General features: G+C 69.1%; 20 protein-coding genes. 8 read left to right on the top strand and 12 right to left on the bottom strand.

The window, feature by feature from the left end:
• Positions 1-67: 67 nt before the first annotated feature.
• Genes ACIBHY_RS23235 through ACIBHY_RS23245 form a run of 3 tightly spaced genes read left to right on the top strand, consistent with a single transcriptional unit; the run spans position 68 to position 2,055 of the window.
• Positions 68-982 (top strand): SPFH domain-containing protein, encoded by a 915-nt coding sequence (locus ACIBHY_RS23235; protein WP_397247520.1) that lies wholly within the window; start codon positions 68-70, stop codon positions 980-982.
• Positions 983-1,038: 56 nt separating this feature from the next.
• Positions 1,039-1,794: a sulfite exporter TauE/SafE family protein gene (locus ACIBHY_RS23240; RefSeq protein WP_397247522.1), complete on the top strand. Its 756-nt coding sequence runs from the start codon at positions 1,039-1,041 to the stop codon at positions 1,792-1,794.
• Between the two features lie 30 nt (positions 1,795-1,824).
• A complete protein-coding gene (locus tag ACIBHY_RS23245; protein WP_184958722.1) occupies positions 1,825-2,055 on the top strand; it encodes a hypothetical protein in 231 nt (76 codons plus the stop codon).
• Here ACIBHY_RS23245 and ACIBHY_RS23250 read toward each other — a convergent pair.
• The 6 genes from ACIBHY_RS23250 to ACIBHY_RS23275 all read right to left on the bottom strand — a co-directional run bounded on the left by ACIBHY_RS23250 (position 2,034) and on the right by ACIBHY_RS23275 (position 7,894).
• Complete coding sequence (locus tag ACIBHY_RS23250) at positions 2,034-2,807, bottom strand: nucleoside-diphosphate sugar epimerase (protein ID WP_397247524.1); 774 nt, start codon at positions 2,805-2,807, stop codon at positions 2,034-2,036. The two genes, ACIBHY_RS23245 and ACIBHY_RS23250, sit on opposite strands and share 22 nt — an antisense overlap.
• Positions 2,808-2,840: 33 nt before the next feature.
• A complete protein-coding gene (locus ACIBHY_RS23255) occupies positions 2,841-3,716 on the bottom strand; it encodes a Rieske 2Fe-2S domain-containing protein (RefSeq protein WP_397247526.1) in 876 nt (291 codons plus the stop codon).
• A 63-nt stretch (positions 3,717-3,779) separates the two neighbouring features.
• Positions 3,780-4,391 (bottom strand): HD family hydrolase, encoded by a 612-nt coding sequence (locus tag ACIBHY_RS23260; RefSeq protein ID WP_379611356.1) that lies wholly within the window; start codon positions 4,389-4,391, stop codon positions 3,780-3,782.
• A 1-nt stretch (position 4,392) separates the two neighbouring features.
• The gene (locus ACIBHY_RS23265) at positions 4,393-6,579 is read right to left on the bottom strand and encodes a molybdopterin-dependent oxidoreductase (RefSeq protein WP_397307689.1); all 2,187 of its coding nucleotides are present in this window, start codon (positions 6,577-6,579) and stop codon (positions 4,393-4,395) included.
• A 158-nt stretch (positions 6,580-6,737) separates the two neighbouring features.
• Complete coding sequence (locus ACIBHY_RS23270) at positions 6,738-7,388, bottom strand: hypothetical protein (protein WP_397307690.1); 651 nt, start codon at positions 7,386-7,388, stop codon at positions 6,738-6,740.
• 368 nt (positions 7,389-7,756) lie between these two features.
• Positions 7,757-7,894 (bottom strand): hypothetical protein, encoded by a 138-nt coding sequence (locus ACIBHY_RS23275; RefSeq protein ID WP_397247532.1) that lies wholly within the window; start codon positions 7,892-7,894, stop codon positions 7,757-7,759.
• A 342-nt stretch (positions 7,895-8,236) separates the two neighbouring features.
• Between ACIBHY_RS23275 and ACIBHY_RS23280 the strand changes: the two genes are divergently transcribed.
• Both ACIBHY_RS23280 and ACIBHY_RS23285 read left to right on the top strand, forming a co-directional pair.
• Positions 8,237-9,097, top strand: a complete 861-nt coding sequence (locus tag ACIBHY_RS23280) for a helix-turn-helix domain-containing protein (protein WP_397247534.1) — start codon at positions 8,237-8,239, stop codon at positions 9,095-9,097.
• Between the two features lie 67 nt (positions 9,098-9,164).
• On the top strand, positions 9,165-9,380 hold the full coding sequence (locus ACIBHY_RS23285) for a DUF397 domain-containing protein (protein WP_397247536.1): 216 nt from the start codon (positions 9,165-9,167) through the stop codon (positions 9,378-9,380).
• An 823-nt stretch (positions 9,381-10,203) separates the two neighbouring features.
• Here the strand turns inward: ACIBHY_RS23285 and ACIBHY_RS23290 are convergent.
• Positions 10,204-10,734, bottom strand: coding sequence for a tetratricopeptide repeat protein (locus tag ACIBHY_RS23290; RefSeq protein WP_379611360.1), 531 nt, complete (start codon positions 10,732-10,734; stop codon positions 10,204-10,206).
• 160 nt (positions 10,735-10,894) lie between these two features.
• On the opposite strand from ACIBHY_RS23290, the gene ACIBHY_RS23295 reads away from it, so the two are divergent.
• Positions 10,895-11,236, top strand: a complete 342-nt coding sequence (locus ACIBHY_RS23295; protein ID WP_397247538.1) for a hypothetical protein — start codon at positions 10,895-10,897, stop codon at positions 11,234-11,236.
• Positions 11,237-11,529: 293 nt separating this feature from the next.
• Here the strand turns inward: ACIBHY_RS23295 and ACIBHY_RS23300 are convergent, their stop codons facing one another.
• The 4 genes from ACIBHY_RS23300 to ACIBHY_RS23315 are packed head-to-tail and all read right to left on the bottom strand — an operon-like array spanning position 11,530 to position 15,892.
• Positions 11,530-12,198 (bottom strand): TetR family transcriptional regulator, encoded by a 669-nt coding sequence (locus ACIBHY_RS23300; protein WP_397247540.1) that lies wholly within the window; start codon positions 12,196-12,198, stop codon positions 11,530-11,532.
• A 31-nt stretch (positions 12,199-12,229) separates the two neighbouring features.
• Positions 12,230-13,951: an SDR family oxidoreductase gene (locus tag ACIBHY_RS23305; protein WP_397307692.1), complete on the bottom strand. Its 1,722-nt coding sequence runs from the start codon at positions 13,949-13,951 to the stop codon at positions 12,230-12,232.
• Positions 13,952-13,961: 10 nt separating this feature from the next.
• A complete protein-coding gene (locus ACIBHY_RS23310; RefSeq protein WP_397247544.1) occupies positions 13,962-15,023 on the bottom strand; it encodes a CapA family protein in 1,062 nt (353 codons plus the stop codon).
• Positions 15,024-15,073: 50 nt separating this feature from the next.
• Complete coding sequence (locus ACIBHY_RS23315; protein WP_397247546.1) at positions 15,074-15,892, bottom strand: helix-turn-helix transcriptional regulator; 819 nt, start codon at positions 15,890-15,892, stop codon at positions 15,074-15,076.
• Between the two features lie 72 nt (positions 15,893-15,964).
• Between ACIBHY_RS23315 and ACIBHY_RS23320 the strand changes: the two genes are divergently transcribed.
• Together ACIBHY_RS23320 and ACIBHY_RS23325 are read left to right on the top strand one after the other, a co-directional pair.
• Positions 15,965-17,329, top strand: a complete 1,365-nt coding sequence (locus ACIBHY_RS23320) for an MFS transporter (RefSeq protein ID WP_397247548.1) — start codon at positions 15,965-15,967, stop codon at positions 17,327-17,329.
• 99 nt (positions 17,330-17,428) lie between these two features.
• Positions 17,429-18,877: a catalase gene (locus ACIBHY_RS23325; RefSeq protein WP_397247550.1), complete on the top strand. Its 1,449-nt coding sequence runs from the start codon at positions 17,429-17,431 to the stop codon at positions 18,875-18,877.
• 86 nt (positions 18,878-18,963) lie between these two features.
• Here ACIBHY_RS23325 and ACIBHY_RS23330 read toward each other — a convergent pair whose 3' ends face one another.
• The gene (locus tag ACIBHY_RS23330) at positions 18,964-19,617 is read right to left on the bottom strand and encodes a hypothetical protein (protein ID WP_397247552.1); all 654 of its coding nucleotides are present in this window, start codon (positions 19,615-19,617) and stop codon (positions 18,964-18,966) included.
• Positions 19,618-19,712 lie beyond the last annotated feature (95 nt).

Below are 19,712 nucleotides of genomic sequence, written 5' to 3' on the forward strand. Positions count from 1 at the left end.
ACCGCCTCTGTACAAAACCAAATAGGATCTCCGTGGTCGGGACCCCCACGACTTTCCGGAGCGTGCCATGGCCACGGAGCTCATCGTCATCCTCGTCGTGGTCGTGCTGGTGGGCTTGGCCCTGTACCGGACGGTCCGGATCATCGGGCAGGCGACCGCGGCGATCGTCGAACGGCTCGGCCGCTACCACCGCACGCTCGGCCCGGGACTCAACCTCGTGATGCCGTTCATCGACCGGATCAGGGACGAGATCGACCTGCGTGAGCAGGTGGTCTCCTTCCCGCCCCAGCCGGTGATCACCTCCGACAACCTGGTCGTCTCCATCGACACCGTCATCTACTTCCAGGTCACCAACCCCAAGGCGGCCACCTACGAGATCGCCAACTTCATCGTCGCCGTCGAGCAGCTGACCGTCACCACGCTCAGGAACGTGGTCGGCGGCATGGATCTCGAAAGCACGCTGACCTCCCGCGAGGAGATCAACACCGAGCTGCGCGGCGTGCTCGACGAGGCGACCGGCAAGTGGGGCATCCGGGTCAACCGGGTCGAGCTCAAGGCGATCGACCCTCCCTCCTCCATCCAGGATTCGATGGAGAAGCAGATGCGCGCCGACCGCGACAAGCGCGCCGCCGTACTGACCGCCGAGGGCCAGCGGCAGGCGGCGATCCTGACCGCCGAGGGCGAGAAGCAGGCGGCGGTGCTGCGGGCGCGCGGCGAGGCGGAGGCGGCCGTGCTGCGCGCGCAGGCCGACGCCGAGGCGCAGGCGATGCGGGCCAAGGGCCAGGCCGACGCGATCGGCATGGTGTTCAAGGCCATCCACGAGGGCAATCCCGACCAGCGGCTGCTGGCCTACCAGTATCTGCAGATGCTGCCCGAGATCGCCAAGGGCGACGCCAACAAGTTGTGGATCGTGCCGTCGGAGATGGGCAAGGTGCTTGAGGGTCTCGGCGGCCTGTTCGGCCCGCCGAAGGACCCGGCGTAAAGAGATATCTCCCAGGTCTCTAAGCTCGGGAAACGAGTTCTGAGCGAGGAGGGGCAGTGACGCCGTGGGAGGTGGCCGCGGTGTGCGCGGCCGGGGTCGGGGCCGGAGCCATCAACGCGGTGGTGGGGTCGGGGTCGCTGATCACCTTCCCCGCGCTGGTGGCGGTAGGCGTGGACCCGGTCGTGGCCAACGTCTCCAACAGCATCGGCCTGGTGCCGGGCTCGTTCACCGGTGCCTACGGCTACCGCGCCGAGCTGTCCGGGCAGCGTGAGCGGCTGGTCAAGCTGGGTGTGGCCTCGCTGATCGGCTCGCTCGCCGGCGGCCTGCTGCTGCTCTGGCTGGACCCGGACGTCTTCCAGATCGTGGTGCCGATCCTGATCGGGCTGGCCTGCGTGCTCGTCGTCATCCAGCCCAAGCTGAACGGCTGGCTGTCGGCCCGGCGTGAGCACGCGCACCCCGACGGCGGTGTCGTCCTCTGGCTGGGCGTGCTGGGCGCGGGCGTCTACGGCGGCTACTTCGGCGCCGCCCAGGGTGTGCTGCTCATCGGCCTGCTCGGCAGCTTCCTCACCGACGGCCTGCAGCGGGTCAACGCCGCCAAGAACGTCCTGTCCCTGATCGTGAACGGCGCGGCCGCCGTGCTGTTCATCCTGGTGGCGGAGGTCGACTGGTGGGCCGTGGCCGGGATCGCCGTGGGCGCCACGATCGGCGGCTACGTCGGCGCCAAGGTCGGCAGGAAGATCCCCGCACCGGTGCTGCGCGGGGTCATCGTCTGCGTCGGAATCGCGGCGATTATCAAACTAGTGTACGGATAAAAATAGGTCTTTCTGGGTATAAATCTAGACATGAAGGGTGACTGGGTAGAGATCGTCATCGACGCCGGGGGAACCCCGCGAACCTACGAAGTCAAGGCCACCCGCGCCGGCCGCAGGGTCGAGGTGGCCACCCGCCGAGGTCTGGTCGAAGTCAGCGAGGTGACCAGGAGCGGCAGTGCCGTACGCACCGCCCGGTTCATGTCCAGCCGCATCCTCGCCCTGGTCGAGCACCCCGCCGATCAGCGGAAGGCGTCCGCGTGATCGCGCGCCCACTCCCGGAACGTCCGCGGCTCCCGGCCGGTCAGCACCCGCACGGTGTTGGTGACCGGCTCCGGTGAGTCCGCGAACTCGCCCCAGGCCTTGAGCTCCGCGTCCACGTACGCCTCGTCCCCCCAGGTCCTCAGCAGTTCCGGCCGCGCCACCTCGGGCGCCAGATCCTCCCACCGCACCTCCCGGCCCACCGCCTCGCCGAGGATGCGCACCTGCTCGACCTGGGTGAGCGCCTCGGGCCCGCTGAGCGCGTAACGCACGCCGCCGTGCCCGGCCGAGGCCAGCACGTGCGTGGCGACCGCCGCCACGTCCTTCTCGTGGATCAAGGACCTCCTGGCCATCCCGTACGGCCGGCGTACCACCCCGTTCCGCACCTGGTCGGCCATGGCCAGGGTGCCGGACGCCAGGCCGCCGAGCCGCAGGAACGTCCAGGAGGGCCCGGCATGCTCGATCAGCCGCTCGATGTCGGTGTAGAAGCCGTGCGTGTAGGCCGACACAAGGACCACGCGCCGCGCGTACCCGGCGATCAGCTCGATCACCGGCGCCGCGCCCTTCGCGTTCAGGGCCGGCCACACGAGGAACACCGTCTCCACCCCGTCGAGGCGGGGTTCGAGGCGTACCGGATCGAGCAGGTCGGCGTCTTCCCCTGACAGCCTCCGCACGGGCACTCCCGCCGCGCTCAGCGAGGCGAAGACGTGCCGGCCGATGTCGCCGGAGGCCCCGGTCACCAGAATCTCGCACATGGATCGACCGTAGAACCTCAAGTAAGGTTAACGTCAACCTCCCGGGCGTACCTGGATGGTCCCGTCACGCCTGATCCGGGTCTCGAACGTGGGCGCGGGGGCCGTCGCCGGGCCGTGCTTGACGGTGCCGTCGTCGAGGCGGAACGTGCTGCCGTGCCAGGGGCAGACCACGCAGGCCTCGCCGTCCTCCACGATCAGGCGGCCCTGGTGCAGCGGTCCGGCCAGGTGCGGGCAGCGGTCGGCCAGCACGGTCACCGACTCGCCGGTGCGCAGCACGAACAACTGGATGTAGCCGAGGCGGCGCGCGACCGGCCGCCCGCTCGGCAGGTCCTTGAGCAGGCAGAGGTCGTGCCAGCCGAGCGGCACCAGGTGGGAGACCTGCGGCGCGTGGTTGGCGCCCGCCGCCTGCCGGTAGGCCAGATGGCCGCCGAGGTAGCCGCCCACGCCCGCCGCGCCCAGCCCGAGGAACGACAGGACCCGCCCGCCGCGATCGTGGCCGCGCATCCGGGCCAGCAGCGAGGCGGAGAACAACCCGAGCGCGCCGACGTTGGCCAGCAGGTGCACGAACCCGACCCGCTGCTGCTCCCGGTGAAGCGAGGACCAGTCGGTGAGCCCCGCGGCGGCGGTCGGCACCGCGCCCGCGATCCCGGCCGCCAGCAGCAGCCGGACCGCCCGCCGGTCGGCGCCGGCCACGTCCAGGACGCTCGCCGACAGCCAGCAGCCGAGTGTCACGGTGGCCAGCGGAGGGTGCAACGGCTTGCCCGTGGGCACGCCGTGAAGCAAATCGCGCAGCCGCCCCGGGCGGACCTTCTCGCGTACGGTCTTGGCCAGCACCCGGATCGGCTCGTCCAGGGCTCTGGTTTTCTCCAGCCGGTCGGCCAGGTCGACCGGCCCCACGAAACGCCGCAAGTGCCGACGTCTCGCGCGTACTGTCTCTTTCACGACAAGTGCCCTACCCCGGGCATGGGCCGGTCACTCAGACAGGTGCCCTCTGGCGACCGAGAGCTCCACCAACTCCAGCGCGTACACGCCCAGCGAGGCCGAGCCCTCCTCGATGATGCGCACCTTCTCCCGCACCTGCGACGCTTTCACCTTGAACAGCGGCCACGTGCCGCCCTCGGTGTGGTGATTGGCCAGGATCGGCGCGAACCGGTCGAGCGCCTTGGCGAAGCGCGACTCCACCGTCTGCCTGGCCTCGAACTCCTCCCACAGCGCCCGCATCTCCGCGCCCTGTTCACCCGGCAGCATGGAGAAGATCCGGTCGGCGGCGGCCCGCTCGGCGCCGGCCTGCGCCGCCACCGCCTCGGCGTCGTAGATGAAGGTGTCACCCGCGTCGATCTCGACCAGGTCATGGACGAGCAGCATCGCGACCACGCGCTGGATGTCGGTGCCCGCCGGGGCGTGCTCTCCCAAGATCATGGCCAGGAGTCCGACATACCAGGAGTGCTCTGCGTCGTTCTCCCTCCGCGAACCATCCATGAGATGGTTGCGGCGGATCACCCGCTTCAACTTGTCGATCTCGACGGCGAAGGCGATCTGGGCGTTCAGGCGGTCCTCTTCTGGCGCGATAGTCACGCGCGACACCCTAATGTGCGGTGATCACACCGGTTGGCAAAATCGTGACCGGAACCCCGTTGAACACTGCGTTTCCGGACGGCAAATCCACGGTGGACTCGTCGGTGAGCGTGTTCGCGCTCACTCCCGGGTGCTCGGCCGCCACGCTCTGTGCACTGCCCGCGTGCCCCCAGCCGTGCGGCAGGCTCACGACACCCGGCATGATCGTGTCGGTCGGCTCCAGCGGCACGGTCAGCTCACCGGTCGACGATCTGACCGTGGCGTGGCCGTCCAGGCCCAGCCGGGCCACGTCCGCCGGGTTGATCTGGAGCGTGCACTGGTTGCTCCCGCCGACCAGCGGCGCGACGTTGTGCATCCAGCTGTTGTTCGAGCGCAGGTGCCGGCGCCCGATCAGCAGGAAGCCCGGCGCCTCGTCACCCAGGCCGTCGCGCAGCCGTTCCACGTCGTCGATGAGCTGTGGCGGCGCCAGCTCGACCCGCCCCGACGCGGTCGTCAGCAACTCGGGCAGGCGGGGCTCCAGCGGGCCGAGGTCCAGGCCGTGCGGGTTGTCGAGCAGCTTGCGCAGCGACAGCTCACCGCGCCCCGACCACTCGCCGTAGGGGCCGAGCCGCAGCATCATGTCCAGCCGCCGCTCGGCGCCGGACTCGCCGTCGAGCAGCGCCGCCAGCTCGCCGGCGTCCCTGCCCTCCACACCGGACCCCGGCGTGGAGACCGCCTTCTCCAACGTCTGCCCGATGATGAACGCGTCCAGATCCCCGTCCAGCCCCGAGGCGATCACCGCCAGCCTGGCCAGGATCATGCCCTCGGAGGGCCGGTCGGCCAGCGGCAGCAGCGGCCGCGAGTAACGCGTGTAGTTGCGCACCGCGAAGCCGAGCAGCGCGAAGTCGTAGTGTCCCGCCTGCAGCACCCTCGGCGGCGGCAGGATGACGTGCGCGTGCCTGGTCGTCTCGTTCATATACGGGTCGACGCTCACCATGAACGCGAGATCGCCCAGCGCCCCGTCCAGCCGCCCGCCGTTCGGCGCGGACAGCACCGGGTTGCCGGCCACCGTCACCATGCAGCGGATCTGGCCCTGCCCCGGCGTCTCGATCTCGTCCGCGAGCGTCGCGACGGGCAACTCGCCGTTCGCCTCCGGCAGGTCTCTGACGCGACTGCGCCACCTTCCCGTCTGGTACGGCTTGCGCCGCCGTCCGCCCTCCGTGGCCGGCATCGGGAACATGACGCCGCCCGGCCGGTCGAGGTTGCCGGTCAGCACGTTGACCACGTCCACCAGCCATTGGGCCAGCGTGCCGAACTCGGCCGTGCAGGTGCCGATGCGCGCGTAGACGGCGGCTGTGGGGGCTCCGGCCAGCTCGCGGGCCAGCCGTACGATCACCTCCGCGGGAACGCCCGTGCGGCGGGCCACGACGTCGGGGGCGAAGTGCTTGGCCGCCCGCGTGAGCTCGTCCAGCCCGTTGATCTCCTGCCGCACGTCGGTCAGGCCCTCGGCCAGCAGCGTGTGGACGATGCCGAACAGCAGGTAGGCGTCGGTGCCGGGGCGGATGAACACGTGCTCGTCGGCCAGCGCCGCCGTCCTGGTGCGGCGCGGGTCGACGACGACCAGGCGGCCGCCGCGCCCGCGCAGCGCCTTGAGGCGGCCGGGGAAGTCCGGGGCGGTGCAGAGGGAGCCGTTGGAGTCCAGGGGGTTGGCGCCGAGCATGAGCAGGTAGTCGGTGCGGTCGAGGTCGGGCACCGGGATGCTGAGCGGGTGGCCGAACATCAGCCCGCTGGCCACGTGCTTGGGCATCTGGTCGGCGGTGCTGGCGGAGAAGACGTTGCGGGTGCCGAGCGCCCGGATCATCGGCGCGGCGTAGAGGGCTCCCGCCATCGTGTGGGCGTTGGGGTTGCCCAGGTAGACGCCGAACGCCTCGCGCCCGTGTGTCTCGGTGACCCTGGAGAAACCCTCCTGGACCACCGCGAACGCCTCGTCCCAGCCGACCTCCCGCCACAGCTCGCCCTCCCGGACCAGCGGACGGGTCAGCCGGTCCGGGTCCTCGTCCAGCTTGCCCAGGCTCGCCCCCTTGGGGCAGATGAAGCCCTTGCTGAACGGGTCCTCCTTGTCACCGCGCACGCTCGTCACGTGCCCGCCGTCGTCGAGGGTCAGGGTCAGGCCGCAGACGGCTTCGCAGAGCGGGCAGGTACGGTGCACGGTCGTCATGAGAGCTCCTGAGTTCGCTATCCAGACTCATCTTGACCTTTTGCCGTCCCGTCGTGAAGACCCCAACTCGTGACAGCGAAAGCCCCACAAAACCCTGGGTGGGCTTTGTGGGGCGGAAGCCCCGGAGCCCCCGCGGTCTCCGGGGCTTGCTTGGTGTTTCAGCCCACGAGGGGCAGGAGGAGCGTCTTGGGAAGATCAGGCGGCTCCTCGACGTCGGGCCTGAGACTGACCCAGGCCCTGCGGCCGTAGAAACGGTCCAGTCCAGGGGAGGCGGCGCCCTCGACCCCGTCCCTGCGTACGGTCTCCACGATGAGCAGGCTGGCCCACTTGCGGTGCCGGAAGACCCGCGAACTGCGTGCCCAGCAGGCCGCCGCGATCTCCTCGGCGTAGGCCTCGAACTCCTCGGCGGAGATACCGGCCCTGGTCATGATGAGCGCCTTCTCGCCGGTGACGGTCGGCGTGATCCACAGGACCAGGGGGATGCGGCCCGACCTGGTGTGCATGGTGGTCTCCAGGCAGGTCCGCTGCAGGCGATGCCGGGTGACCAGGCACCAGAAGTGGCCGACGAACCAGCCGCGCCCGTAACGGGTGGCGGCCGGGACGGAGACCGCGCTGCTCAGCATGATGAAGGGGAGCCAGGTGCCGTCCTGGGTGGCGGCGACCACCGCCAGGACGAACAGGGCGAGCGCGGCGATCAGCAGCAGCTCGGTGCGGATGCGCCACAGGGCGGTGAGGATGCCGGGGCGACCGGCCGGGGGAAGGTCCTCGTATCCCGGGTAGATCTGGTTCCTGGGGTTCCTGGGGGACATCTAGGACACCTCCTCGGGAACTTTGGCCGTGACCTTCAGCTGGTCGAAGCGTGGGTCGCGGTAGCAACGTGCTCCGAATCCGGTCCTTGCCACGGTCCAGCCTCGCCGGTGGGCGAATTCGTCTGGCTCCATACAGATTTCCCGGTCGGCCCACGCGATGAGTTCCTGGATCCGGGACTTGATTCGGCTCAGGCCCTTGGTACCTTGTGAGTACATAGAAGACCCCTTTCGCGGCATTACTCGAGGTGGCTTCTTTCGCCGGGCCGAGTGCTGCAGCCGGGTCGTCGCAGGGTGGCAGCCCTTGAGCGGCGGGTTGGCGGTCAGCTTCGGTCCGGCATTTCTGTGCTCGAACGAGCTACGACGCGGCGCTACTTGCGTTCGGTGTCCTTCCGGCAAACGGCCTCCCTGGTGTTGTTGCACGTATCCGGGACGGCGACGTTGCCGGTGGCGCGGCCATGGCCGCAGGCGTTCAGCGGGAGATGCGGGGCGCGCGGCCGGATGTCCATGTCGGCCTCCCTTTTCCCTCGTCATCTCCTCCTGGCCTGATCGTCCTCCCGGGCCGTGCTTGCTGCAATACTCTAAGCAAGAGAAGATTTACATTTCTTCGCATCTTGCTACCCGGCTTGCGGTGCAACTTGCATCAGAACTGTCGTGGGCTTGCCAGGTGCGCTTCGGGTAGCACCAGCGAAGGTTCTTGCCTCCACCGTCCTCCCGTGGAACTCTTTGAGCAAGCCCAAGTGGCACTACACGTGCAAGTTGCAGTGTAAGATTGGGTGAACGGCCCAGAAACCCGGGCTCCAAACGGTCCTTTACCGCTACACCTTCATTCCCGATGAGGAGAGTGGACGGTGCCATCAGAGCAGGGCAGCCCGACTGTCCGCAGGCTCAGGCTAGGCCAGGAGCTGCGCCTACTTCGTGAGCGCCGAAAGCTGACCGGGGCCAAGACCGCCGAGCGCCTCGGCTGGTCGCCCAGCAAGGTATCGAGGATCGAGTCCTCCAAGACCATGCCGAGCACCGAGGACATCGAGGCGATGGCCCGATTGTTCAAGGTCGACGATGAGAAACTCGACGAACTGCTGGGGCTCCTAAGGGATGCCGACCAGCGCGGCTGGTGGGAGGATTACGAGGACGCCCTGCCCTCGGAATACACGACATTCCTGGGGCTGGAAGCAGAGGCCACCGCTCATCGCGGCTGGGAACCCCAGCTGGTGCCGGGCCTGCTGCAGACCGAGGACTACGCCAGGGAGGTCATCCTGGCGACCCGGGGCATCGCGCGGATCACGCACAGCGGTGTCCGCAGCCGCGTCGAGGCCCGCCTCGACCGGCAGCAGCGTGTCCTGCACAGATCCGATCCGGCCGAGGTCTCCGTCGTGCTGGACGAATCCGTGCTCACGCGGCGTTTCGGTGAGCCCTCGGTGATGCGTGAGCAGCTCGGACACCTCCTGGAGATGTCCCTGCTTCCTCACGTGAATGTTCAGGTTCTGCCCTTGGACGGCGAGCACCCGGTCAACACCGGCGCCTTCGTCCATCTGAAGTTCGTGGACCTCGACGATGCTGTTTACTTGGAGCTGCTCTACGGGGCTCGCTTCGTGGAAGCGCTGGAGCTCGTGGCTGACTACGAGCAGGCATTTGAGCATCTTCGAGCCACGGCCCTGTCCGAGGACGAATCTCGGGTACTGGTCCAACGCAAGATCATGCAGTGGCGGTAGGGCCACTAGGAAGCGCAATCAACACCAAAGGGGCTGTTGAAGCGCTATTCAGGATAAGGAACAACCAATGGACGTCACGCCCGCCTGGCGGAAGAGCCGTTTCTGCAACGGCAATTCCGCGTGTGTTGAATTCGCTCGCCTGGCCGACGGAAACGTCGCGCTGAGGGACAGCAAGGAGCAGGACGGACCGGTCCTGGTCTTCACTCCCGAGGAGTGGGACGCCTTCACCCTCGGTGTCCGTGCCGGCGAATTCGACCTCGACACGCTCGCCGTAGGCGCATAGATCAGAGCGGCCCGTGCACGTTGCTGACCACAACTTACAGGACCGCTCCGATAAGGGCTCTGACCAGCCCATTCGTTGTCTCCGACCAGCCCTGCACGAAGACGAAGATAATCATGGCACAACCAAGGTCATCTCTGGCAATGGGTGCTGGTGATCTGTTGCCAAGCTTCCACCCGGATGGCCACGCGAACCCCTGACCGCCGCCACCATGCCCGCGCCCTGGTGGCCGGCGAGGAAACACCTACGCGGCCCGAGCCCCACATCGTGGCGCTCCAACCCCTTACCTCTTGCTTCTTGCCTGTTGCCTTTCGCTCTGCCTTTGCCTTTTGCCTCACTCGCGAGCCTGCGCGCTGTCGCACGTCCTCGCGTACCCCTCGCGACGAACGCGGGCTCACCCATGACATCTGCGCGCTCATCCGTACTGCGCCGCCACCCACCCCCGAGACCACCTCAGTCCCCCCGCCATCCCACGACTCCACCGACCCCCACAGGCCCTGACCCCGGCCACCCGCCTTGGGCGCACAGCCGGCGTTTGCCTGTCTCGCGGGAATCGCGTTGCCATGGCTGCGGCCCTGCGTTGCCAGAGCGGCCGCCTTCGGCGAGACGACGCCTCGGTGTGACCGCCTGATGCCCGCCGCGCCGCGCGAGAGTGCCGCGCCGCACGGAGCCCGCGTGCCGGTGCGCCGCCTCGCTCGCCGGAGGGCCGTGCCGCAGGAGGCCCGTGGTTTGGGGCAGGCCGGAGCGCCCGGAGACGAGGACGGGCACGGCCGGAGGTCTGGTCGGTGCCGGGGGCGCGACCGTGGGAGGAGGCCGATGCTCGGGGTTAGGACACCAGGGCGTCCAGGTCGTCTTCCGGGAGGCCCAGGTCCACCCTGATGCGGTAGCGGGTGCGGAGGAGGGCGACGTGTTCCGGGTCGTCCTTGTCGCACGACAGCACCGCCTGCGTCGCCCACTCCAGGCCGCCCCTCAGGTCGCCATAGGCCACCAGGGTTTCGGCGATGTTGTGGGCGGTGGCCGGCTGGATCGCCGGCTCGGCTCGCAGGGCTTCGATGATCTCGCGGGCCTCGTCGGGACGCTCCAGTTCGAAGAGCGTGTCGGCGATCCCGGCGCGCGGATCGATACTGGCCTCGCCACCGTCTTCCAGCGCGCGCTGAAAACAGTCCATCGCGCGCGCCGGCTGACCGGCCGCGCGCCACTCCTCAGCCGCAAGGACCAGGATGGACGCTCGGGAGACGTCGCCCTCGGAGTACTCATGGGCGAGATCGTCGAGCTGCCTGGCCAGCGAGCTGTGGTCGTCTGCCAGGAGGGCCCGCTCCAGCAGGCGATCAAGGTGCTCACGGGTCACATACGCCACACCGCCGAGACTACCGAGCGACCAGGTGTCTTTGCTGGGCAATACGCAGGGCGAGACACGCACAGATTGAGTAACGCCTGGTACAACTCTGGTCACAGCCCGCGTGTTGTCCCAGGCGGCAGGGCATATAGCCGTCGCGCGAACCGCGACGGAGGGGGCTGTGATGGGCTTGTCCAAGCAGGTGACCTTCTCGCTGGCGTGTGCGGTGGTGCTGTCCGCGCTCATCCCCGGAGCCGCCGGCTACCTGTCCGCCCGCGTCGAGTCGATCGAGGCGGCCGAGCGTAATCTGCACGCCCAGGAGGCGCGGCTGAACGCCCGGCTCGCCCGCGAGACCAGACCGGTCTCCTACCCGGCGCCGTGCGAGGTCCCACCTGCCAGGCCGATCCGCGAGCAGCCCGCCCCGGCGGCGTTCGTCCCGGCCCCGGAGTACAAGCCCGACTTCAAGCCCAGAAAGCGCGAACGCCCGCCCGTGGTCCCGCCGCCCGCGTGGCTCCCCGAGTGAACCACCCCGGTCGGCCGCGAGGAGGAAGCCTCCTGGGCGGGAGTGCGCGGGCCTGAGGGGTGAGCCACTCCGAGGGGTGAGCGCCTCTGTGGGGCGACATCACCTGGCCGGCGCATCGTGCAGCGGGTGGGCGTCGCAGGGGTTGCGATCCGCTCCGAAGAGCCCCAGCGGGGGTGAGCGGCTCTGAGGGGGTGCGACCGCTGCGAAGAGGTCCGGGCGAGGGGCTGTGTGGGTGGGCGCTTGTCTGGAGATCCTGTGGGAGCGGCCCGGGCGCCCGGTCTTCGGGTGGTGAGTTAACTGTCGCTCTGTGGTGACAGGTGGCGGAGCTGGCGGGAGAGGTATCCGCGGACCATCTGCTTGGCCGCGTCGATCAGCTCCGGTGATCCCTTGGGGTCGCGGCGGAAGGCCAGCTTGAGCACCGCGTCTCCGGCCTCCACCGCCACCAGTACCCCGATGTCGAGCTCGTCGCTGTCGGCCAGGCCGTACTCCTTGAGCAGGAGGCCGCGCAGCCGTCCGGCGATGACCGCGTTGTTGTCGATGTCGACGTCGAGCAGGTTGAGGTCGACGGCGTCACCGAAGTGCAGGCTCTTGAAGCCTGGAACGGTCCTGTGCATGTCGACGTATTCGTCGATGATCGCGTCGACCGCCTCCCACCAGCCGCGGTAGTCCTCCTCCATGAATCTGCGGCCCACCCTGGAGACGAACTGCTCCACGTTGCGCCTGGTCAGCTCCTGGGTGATGGCCCGCTTGTCGGGGAAGAACTGGTAGACCGAGCCGATCGCGACGCCTGCGCGTTCGGCGATGCGGGTGGTGGAGAGCGCTTCGTAGCCGATCTCGTCGAGCAGCGCCGCGCACGCGTCGAGCATCCGCTCCACCCGGCGTGTGCTCCGTCGCTGGGTGGGCTTGCGGCGCAGCGGCTGGGGCTGCGAACAGTCGTCGTCGTCAATTTCGGGGGTGGACACGAAATCCATCTTCCCCCGAAGCGGGCGATCGTTACCGTCCAACGACGGGATTTCTCACGACACCGGATAACCGGGCGAAAGCCCGCATCGCCGAGGGCGAGATCCGCGACATCGCATATCCGATTTTCCCCTCCGCATTGACCGGGACAACCGCCTCATTTCGGTGTACGGCCCGCAGGATGTGCGCCGCCACCCGCTCCGGCGGATACCCACGCCGCTGGAGTCCCAGCTCTGCCAGCTCCCGCAGGTCGGACCCGACATAGGTGGCGTTGCGGGCGATGGCCGTGGACACGAAGCCGGGGCAGACCGTGGTCACGCCGATGCCGTGGCCGGCCAACTCGGCCCGCAGGCAGTCGCCGAGCATCTTCACCGCCGCCTTGGACGTCGAGTACGCCGGCAGTTCCCGCGTCGCCACGAAGGCGGCCAGCGAGGCGATGTTGACGATGTGCCCGCCCTCGCCGCGATCGACCATCTGGCGGGCGAAGAGCCGGCAGCCGTGAATGACGCTCCAGAGATTCACATCGAGCGTGCGACGCCAATCGTCGAGGGAATGGTCAAGGAACGGCCCGGCCACCGCGATTCCCGCATTGTTCACCACCACATCCGGCACGCCATACTGTGCCGCGATATTTCCGGCGAACTCCTCCATGGCCGTGGTTGAGGCGACATCGAGTTGGACGGCGTGAGCCGTACGCCGGAAATCTTTGCCGATGTCCTCCGCGACCCGCACGGCCGCCTCGCGGTCGAGGTCGGCGCAGACCACCTCGGCCCCGTGCGCGGCGAAGGCGCGCGCGGTCGCCCGTCCGATGCCGCTGCCGGCGCCCGTGATCACGACCAGGCGGTCCTGGTAGGCGCGGCGGCCCTCGCGCACGCGGTCGCGGCGCAGCGAGCGGGTCGAGGCGCCGCCGTCGACGTGCGCGGCGAACTCGGCGATCATCCTGGCCACGGCCTCGGGGTGGCTGCGCTGCGCCCAGTGCCCGGCCGCCAGCCTGCGGTGCCAGAACTCCGGCGCCCACTGGCGCATCGACGCCAGCAGATTGGGCGAGACGAAGATGTCGCGGCTGGTCTCGATGAGCTGGACCGGCACCTCGACGCCGGGGTCGGCGGGGGCGCGCAGGCGGGTGAAGAAGTTCTGGCGGTAGAGGGCCAGGCCGTTGCGGCCGTCGCGTGTCAGGGTGTCGGCCGGGTGTCCCTGTCTCGGTTCGATGCCCTCGGCCAGGCGCATAGAACGGGCCAGCGCGCGGGGCAGCGGGCCGCGCCAGGCCAGTTCGGGCAGGACGGGGAGCTGGAAGGCACCGATGTACCAGGACCTGGCGAGCTGGCCGGCGACCTCGCGGCGGCCGCCGTAGCGCAGGAAGTGGGCGGCCTGGTCGAGGCCGGGGCCGCCGAAGGTGGTGAAGGAGGCGGCGCGCTCGCGGATGCCGGGGCGGCCGATCGCCTCCCAGCACTGCAGCGAGCCCCAGTCGTGCCCGACCAGGTGGACACGCGGCTTGCCGATCTCGTCGAGCACCGCGCCGAGGTCGGCGGCCAGGTGGTCGAAGGAGTAGTGACGCCGGTCGTGCGGTGCGCCGGACTGCCCGGCTCCGCGCACGTCGTAGCGGACCACGTGGTAGCGCTCGCTGAGCAGACCGGCGACCTCGTCCCAGACGCGGTGGGTGTCCGGGTAGCCGTGGACGAGCAGGATCGTGGGGTTCTCCCGCTCGCCTTCCTCGAAGAGCGCGAGCCGTACATCGCCAGACGGTATTAGACGCACGGTCCAATGATTAACGGGCGGACAGTCCTGTGCAAGAGCGGAGCGCCTTCCAGCTCGTGACGGCCTGGGTGCGGGCGGTGCCGGTCAGGGGGATGGGGGTGCCGCCCTGGATGTTGGCGGGGGTCCACTGGTCCTTGATGACCTTGCGGCCGTTGATCGTCAGGGTGAGGACGCCGCTGGGGCTGTTGCCGTACCAGAGGAAGTTGCCCAGGCCGTAGTTGACGTAGGACCTGCCGAGGTAACCGCTGCCGAGCAGGACGTGGGCGTGGCCGCCGACGATGACGTCCGCGCCGGCCTTGGCCAGTTTGGGGGCCAGGGAGCGCTGCGCCGGGTTCGGGCAGGTCATGCGCTCGGTGCCCCAATGGAGATAGACGATCACCGTGTCGGAGGTACGGCGGGCCTTCCTGACCTCCTGGATCAGCCGTTCCTCGTTCTTGGCCGAGGCCAGGCCGCCCTGGCTGTCGGTGGCGGTCCAGGCCTGGATGAACTCGGCGTCCAGCACCTGGGTGGCGCCGATGATCGAGACGCGGTTGCCGTTCACGGTCCTGCGCCACGGCTTGTAGGCGGCGTCCTCGTTCCTGCCGATGCCCACGACCGGGTACTTCGAGCGCTTGATCGCGGCCAGCGAGTCGGCCAGGCCGGTCTGCATGTAGTCCATGCCGTGGTTGTTGGCCATGCTGACCACGTCGATCCCGGCCGCCTTCAGCGCGGAGAACGCGGTGATCGGCGCCCGGAAGGTGAACTGCTTGCCCGGAGCCTTCGTCCCGCCCGTCGTGATCGCCGTCTCCAGGTTGACCATGGCCAGGTCGGCCCGGCTCAGCACCCTGGCGATCGGGCCGAACGCGGTGCGCGGGTCGCCGTCCAGCCGGGCGCGTAAGACGCCCTCGAAGTGCACGTCCCCACCGAAGGAGATCGTGTACGGCTCCCGCTCGGCGGCGGTCTTGGTCGGCACCTCGGGGGAGGTCGGCATCGACTTGCGCGCGGGGGACCTATCCGGGTCCGACTGGGCCGCGGAGCATGCGGCCACGGTGACGGCCACGGCTAATGCCAGGAGGGCAGGGCGGTGTCTCATCTATGGCTACTTCTCCTCGATCCCACACTTCAGGGATTGAGCATGCCATGTCAGACGGATTCGCGGGTGTGTGCGGTCAACCACACCACTCCGGAGCGGGTTGCCTCGTTCGCGGGGGTATAGATGATCATGCGGGTTTCGGTGGCCGCGTCGCAGCTGAAGTTGGTGGTGGTGAAGTGGAGCTCGCCGACGGCGTCGTTGACGAAGACCTTGTCGCGGCGTCCGGGGTCGGCCACGTCCTGCCGCGCCCACATCCGGGCGAAGTCCGGGCTGGCCGCGATCAGCTTCTCGGCGAACTCCTTCCAGCATGGGTCGTGCGCGTGCCTGCTGTAGGCGCCGCGGAAGACGGCGACCGCCCGCGCCAGCTCGTCCTCCCGGTTGACCAGCCGCGTGAACAGGTCGCCGCGGGTGAAGGTGAGCCAGAGGGTGTTCGGCTCGCCCTCGACGATCTCGGGGAAGATCGCGGCGTACGCGGCGTTCCAGGCGAGGATGTCGTGCCGGCTGGTGGCGATGCAGGCGGCCATCGGGCTCAGCTGGTCGAGGATCTGGCGCATCTCCGAAGTGACCCGGCCGGAGTCGGCGACGGGTACCGGATCCTGGTGCCCGGCCAGCCGGAACAGGTGCAGGCGCTCGGCGGGGTCGAGCTGGAGGGTGCGGGAGATGGCCTCCAGTACCTGGATGCTGGCGTTGATCGGCCGCCCCTGTTCCAGCCACGTGTACCAGGTCACGCCCACCCCGGCCAGCTGCGCGACCTCCTCGCGGCGCAGGCCGGGCGTACGCCGGCGGGTGCCGGGCGGCAGGCCGGCCATGTCGGGGGTGATGCGCTCGCGGCGGCTGCGGAGGTAGGCGGCGAGGTCGGTCCGCTTCATAGCCAGGTACCTCCAATACCAGGATAAATGGGCTCTCGTTACTGGTATCCAGTCTGTCGCAATCTGGTAGTCATGACTACTGCCACCCTTGCCCCCCAACAGGAAAGGACGAAGACCAGCGGAATCCTCCTGGCGATCATCCTCGTCGGGCAGTTCCTGGCCATCCTGAACGTCAACATCGTCAACGTCGCCATCCCGACCATCGAGCGGGACCTGCACTCCTCCGGCGCGGGCCTGCAGATGATCGTGGCGGGCTACACCATCGTCTACGCCGTCCTGCTGATCACGGGCGCGCGGGTCGGCGACCTTTTCGGCTACCGCAACACCTTCCTGGCCGGGCTGGCCTTCTTCACCCTGACCACGCTGGGCTCCGGGCTGGCGCCCACCACCGGGTGGCTCGTGGTGTTCCGCTTCGCGCAGGGCGCCGGCGCCGCGCTGATGATGCCCCAGGTGCTCACGCTCATCCAGCGCAACTACCACGGCGCGGCCAGAGGCCGGGCGATGGGCCTGTGGTCAGCCGTCGTCAGCGGCGGCATCGTGGTCGGCCAGGCACTCGGCGGCATCATGCTCGGGCTCGGGCTGGGCTGGCGGGTGCTGTTCCTGGTGATGGTCCCGATCGGGGCCATTTTGCTGATCGCCGGGCTCCGGGTGCTGCCGCCCGACGGGGGCGGCGGGCGCACCGGCCTTGACCCGCTCGGGCTCGTCACACTGTCGGTGGCCGTCCTGTTGTTCGTGGTGCCGCTGGTGCTCGGCCGCGACCTGGGCTGGCCGGTGTGGGGCTGGGTCTCGATCGGGCTCAGCGCCGTGGTCTTCTATGTCTTCGTCCGTGTGGAGCGCTGGGTGTCGGGCCGCGGGGGGCGGCCCTTGGTGGACGCCTCCGTCCTGCGGGCGCCGGGCATGCGGCCGGGGCTCGGGGTGCTGTTGTTCGGGCCCGCCACGTGGGGCGCGTTCCTGTTCACCTCGGCGCTGCATCTGCAGGGTGAGCTCCGCCTGACGCCCTTGCAGTCGGGGCTGATGCTGGTGCCGTGCGCCGTGGCGTTCGCGGGGGTCGGGCTGCTGTGGCCCCGGCTGCCTGCCGGATTGCAGCGGACGCTGCTGCCGTTCGGGTACGTGGTGGCGGCGCCCGCGTACTTCGGGCTCGGGCTGGTCAGCGGGGGCGGCTGGCCGTACGCCGTGCTGAGCGCACTCATCGGCGCCGGGCTGGGTGTGCAGATCGCGGTCACCAACCTGGCCACACAGTCGGTGTCGGACGAGTACGCCGCCGACGCCAGCGGCGCGCTGCTCACGGTGATGCAGCTCGGCCAGGTGATCGGGGTGGCGACCGTGGGGACGTTGTTCATGGCGCAGGGCGAGGGGGCCACCGCGGTGGCGCTGGCGGGGCTGGCCGTACTGGCGGGCTTGTCCTCTCTTTTCCTCGTCAGACCAAAACTTGGATGACTCCTTTACTTGAATCATTCGTGTTAAGGGCATAGGTTGCGAGGAGAGGGGGACCCGTCAGGGTCCCCGTCCACGTCCGGAATTCGGGAGGACCTCGCGATGACCACCAGGCCAATCAGCACCGACGACGCCGGTATCCCCGCGCCGAGCGACGAGCACTCGCTCTCCGTCGGACCGAACGGCCCCCTGCTGCTTCAGGATCACTACCTGATCCAGAAGATGGCGCACTTCAACCGCGAACGTGTCCCGGAACGAGTGGTGCACGCCAAGGGCGGAGGCGCTCACGGCGTGCTGCGGATCACCGAGGACGTCAGCCAGTTCACCAAGGCCAAGCTGTTCCAGAAGGGCAAGGAGACGCCGCTCTTCCTGCGCTTCTCGACCGTGGCCGGTGAGCTGGGCTCCGCCGACACCGCCCGCGACCCCCGCGGCTTCGCGATCAAGTTCTACACCGAGGACGGCAACTACGACCTCGTCGGCAACAACACGCCGATCTTCTTCATCCGCGACCCGCAGAAGTTCTCGGACTTCATCCACAGCCAGAAGCGGCGCGCCGACAACCACCTGCGCGACAACAACATGCAGTGGGACTTCTGGACGCTCTCGCCGGAGTCGGCGCACCAGGTCACGTTCCTCATGAGCGACCGCGGCACCCCGGCGAGCTGGCGGAACATGCACGGCTTCGGCTCGCACACGTTCCTGTGGTACAACGCCGCGGGCGAGAAGTTCTGGGTCAAGTACCACTTCAAGACCGACCAGGGCATCAAGAACCTCACCGCGGCCGAGGCGGACGCGCTGGCCTCCGCCGACCCCGACCACCACATCCGCGACCTGCACACGGCGATCAAGGCCGGCGAGCACCCGTCGTGGACGGTGAACGTGCAGGTCATGCCGTTCGAGGCGGCGGCCGACTACCGGTTCAACCCGTTCGACCTGACCAAGGTGTGGCCGCACAGCGACTACCCCGAGATCACGATCGGCACGATGACCCTGAACCGGAACCCGGACAACTACTTCGCCGAGGTCGAGCAGGCCGCGTTCGAGCCGTCCAACCTGGTGCCGGGCATCGACACCTCGCCGGACAAGATGCTCCAGGGCCGCCTGTTCTCCTACCCCGACACCCATCGGTACCGGATCGGGCCGAACTACCAGCAACTGCCGATCAACGCGCCGGCCGTACCGGTGAACAGCTACAACTTCGACGGGCCGATGACCTTCCGCAACCAGCAGGACCCCGTCTACGCGCCCAACAGCGTGAACGGCCCCGCCGCCGACCCGGCCCCGTACGCCGGATCGGACTACAAGGTCGCCGGCGAGATCATCCGCTCGGCCTACACGCTGCACGCCGAGGACGACGACTACGGCCAGCCGCGCGCCCTGTGGGAGAACGTGCTGTCGGAGACCGACCGCGAGCACCTGGTCGGCAACATCGTCGGCCACGCCTCCGCGCCCGAGGTCACGGCGGAGATGAAGAAGCGCGTCGTGGAGTACTGGAGCAACGTCCACAAGGACCTCGGGCAGGGCGTCTCCCAGGGCCTCGGCCTGTCCTGACCCCGGCACGAGCGAAGGGCCGCGACCTGGCGGGTCGCGGCCCTTTCTCATGGCTCGCGGACGGCGGGCGCGCGCCGCCCGCGCGGTCAGCTCAGCTTGAGACCGTTGAGCAGGTCGGCGATCCCCCCGGTCACCGGCTTGCTCTCGGGCACCGGTACCGCCTCCAGCGCCTTGCCTGGCGTCTCGGGCAGCCTGCCGGTGATCTGGTCCGTCACGGTCTCAGCCGGCTGCGGCAGAGCGATCGGGGCTTCCACGCCGGCCACCAGGCCGGACGCGTCGGGCAGCGTGGGCACCTCACCCTCGACCGGCACCGCCGGCAGCGCCGCCAGCGTGCCGGGGATCGCCGGGGTGTTGGGCAGACCCGGCAGATCGGGCGCGGTGGGCACGTTCGCCACGCTCCTCAGGCCCGCCACCCCCGGCGTGCCGGTGGGCATCGACGGCGCGCCGGCGGCCGCGGCAACGCCGCCCAGGTCCGCCAGGCTCAGTACCGCCGACGCCTTCGACAGGCCGGGCAGGCCCGCCTTCCTGGCCAGCGTCTCGGCGGACATCGCCAGGTCGCTGTCCTTGGGCGCGGTCATCCTCTCGCCGTAGTTGCCGCTCATCCGCAGGTCGAGCAGCTCCTCGCAGACCGAGGCCACCGTGGTGGGCGCCCGCAGGGCGGCGACCCTGTCGGCGCAGTAGTCCGCCCCCAGCGCGGGGCCCGCGACCAGCCAGCTCACTCCCGTGGTCAGAGTGGCCACCGCAAGGATGCTTCGGATGCTCCGAGATGACACTTCACGTCCCCCTGATCGTTCTTGGTGATCCGACGAACGCTGAAGCTAGTCACGCGGCCGGG

Source organism: Nonomuraea sp. NPDC050547 (assembly GCF_044457345.1).
Taxonomy (GTDB): domain Bacteria; phylum Actinomycetota; class Actinomycetes; order Streptosporangiales; family Streptosporangiaceae; genus Nonomuraea.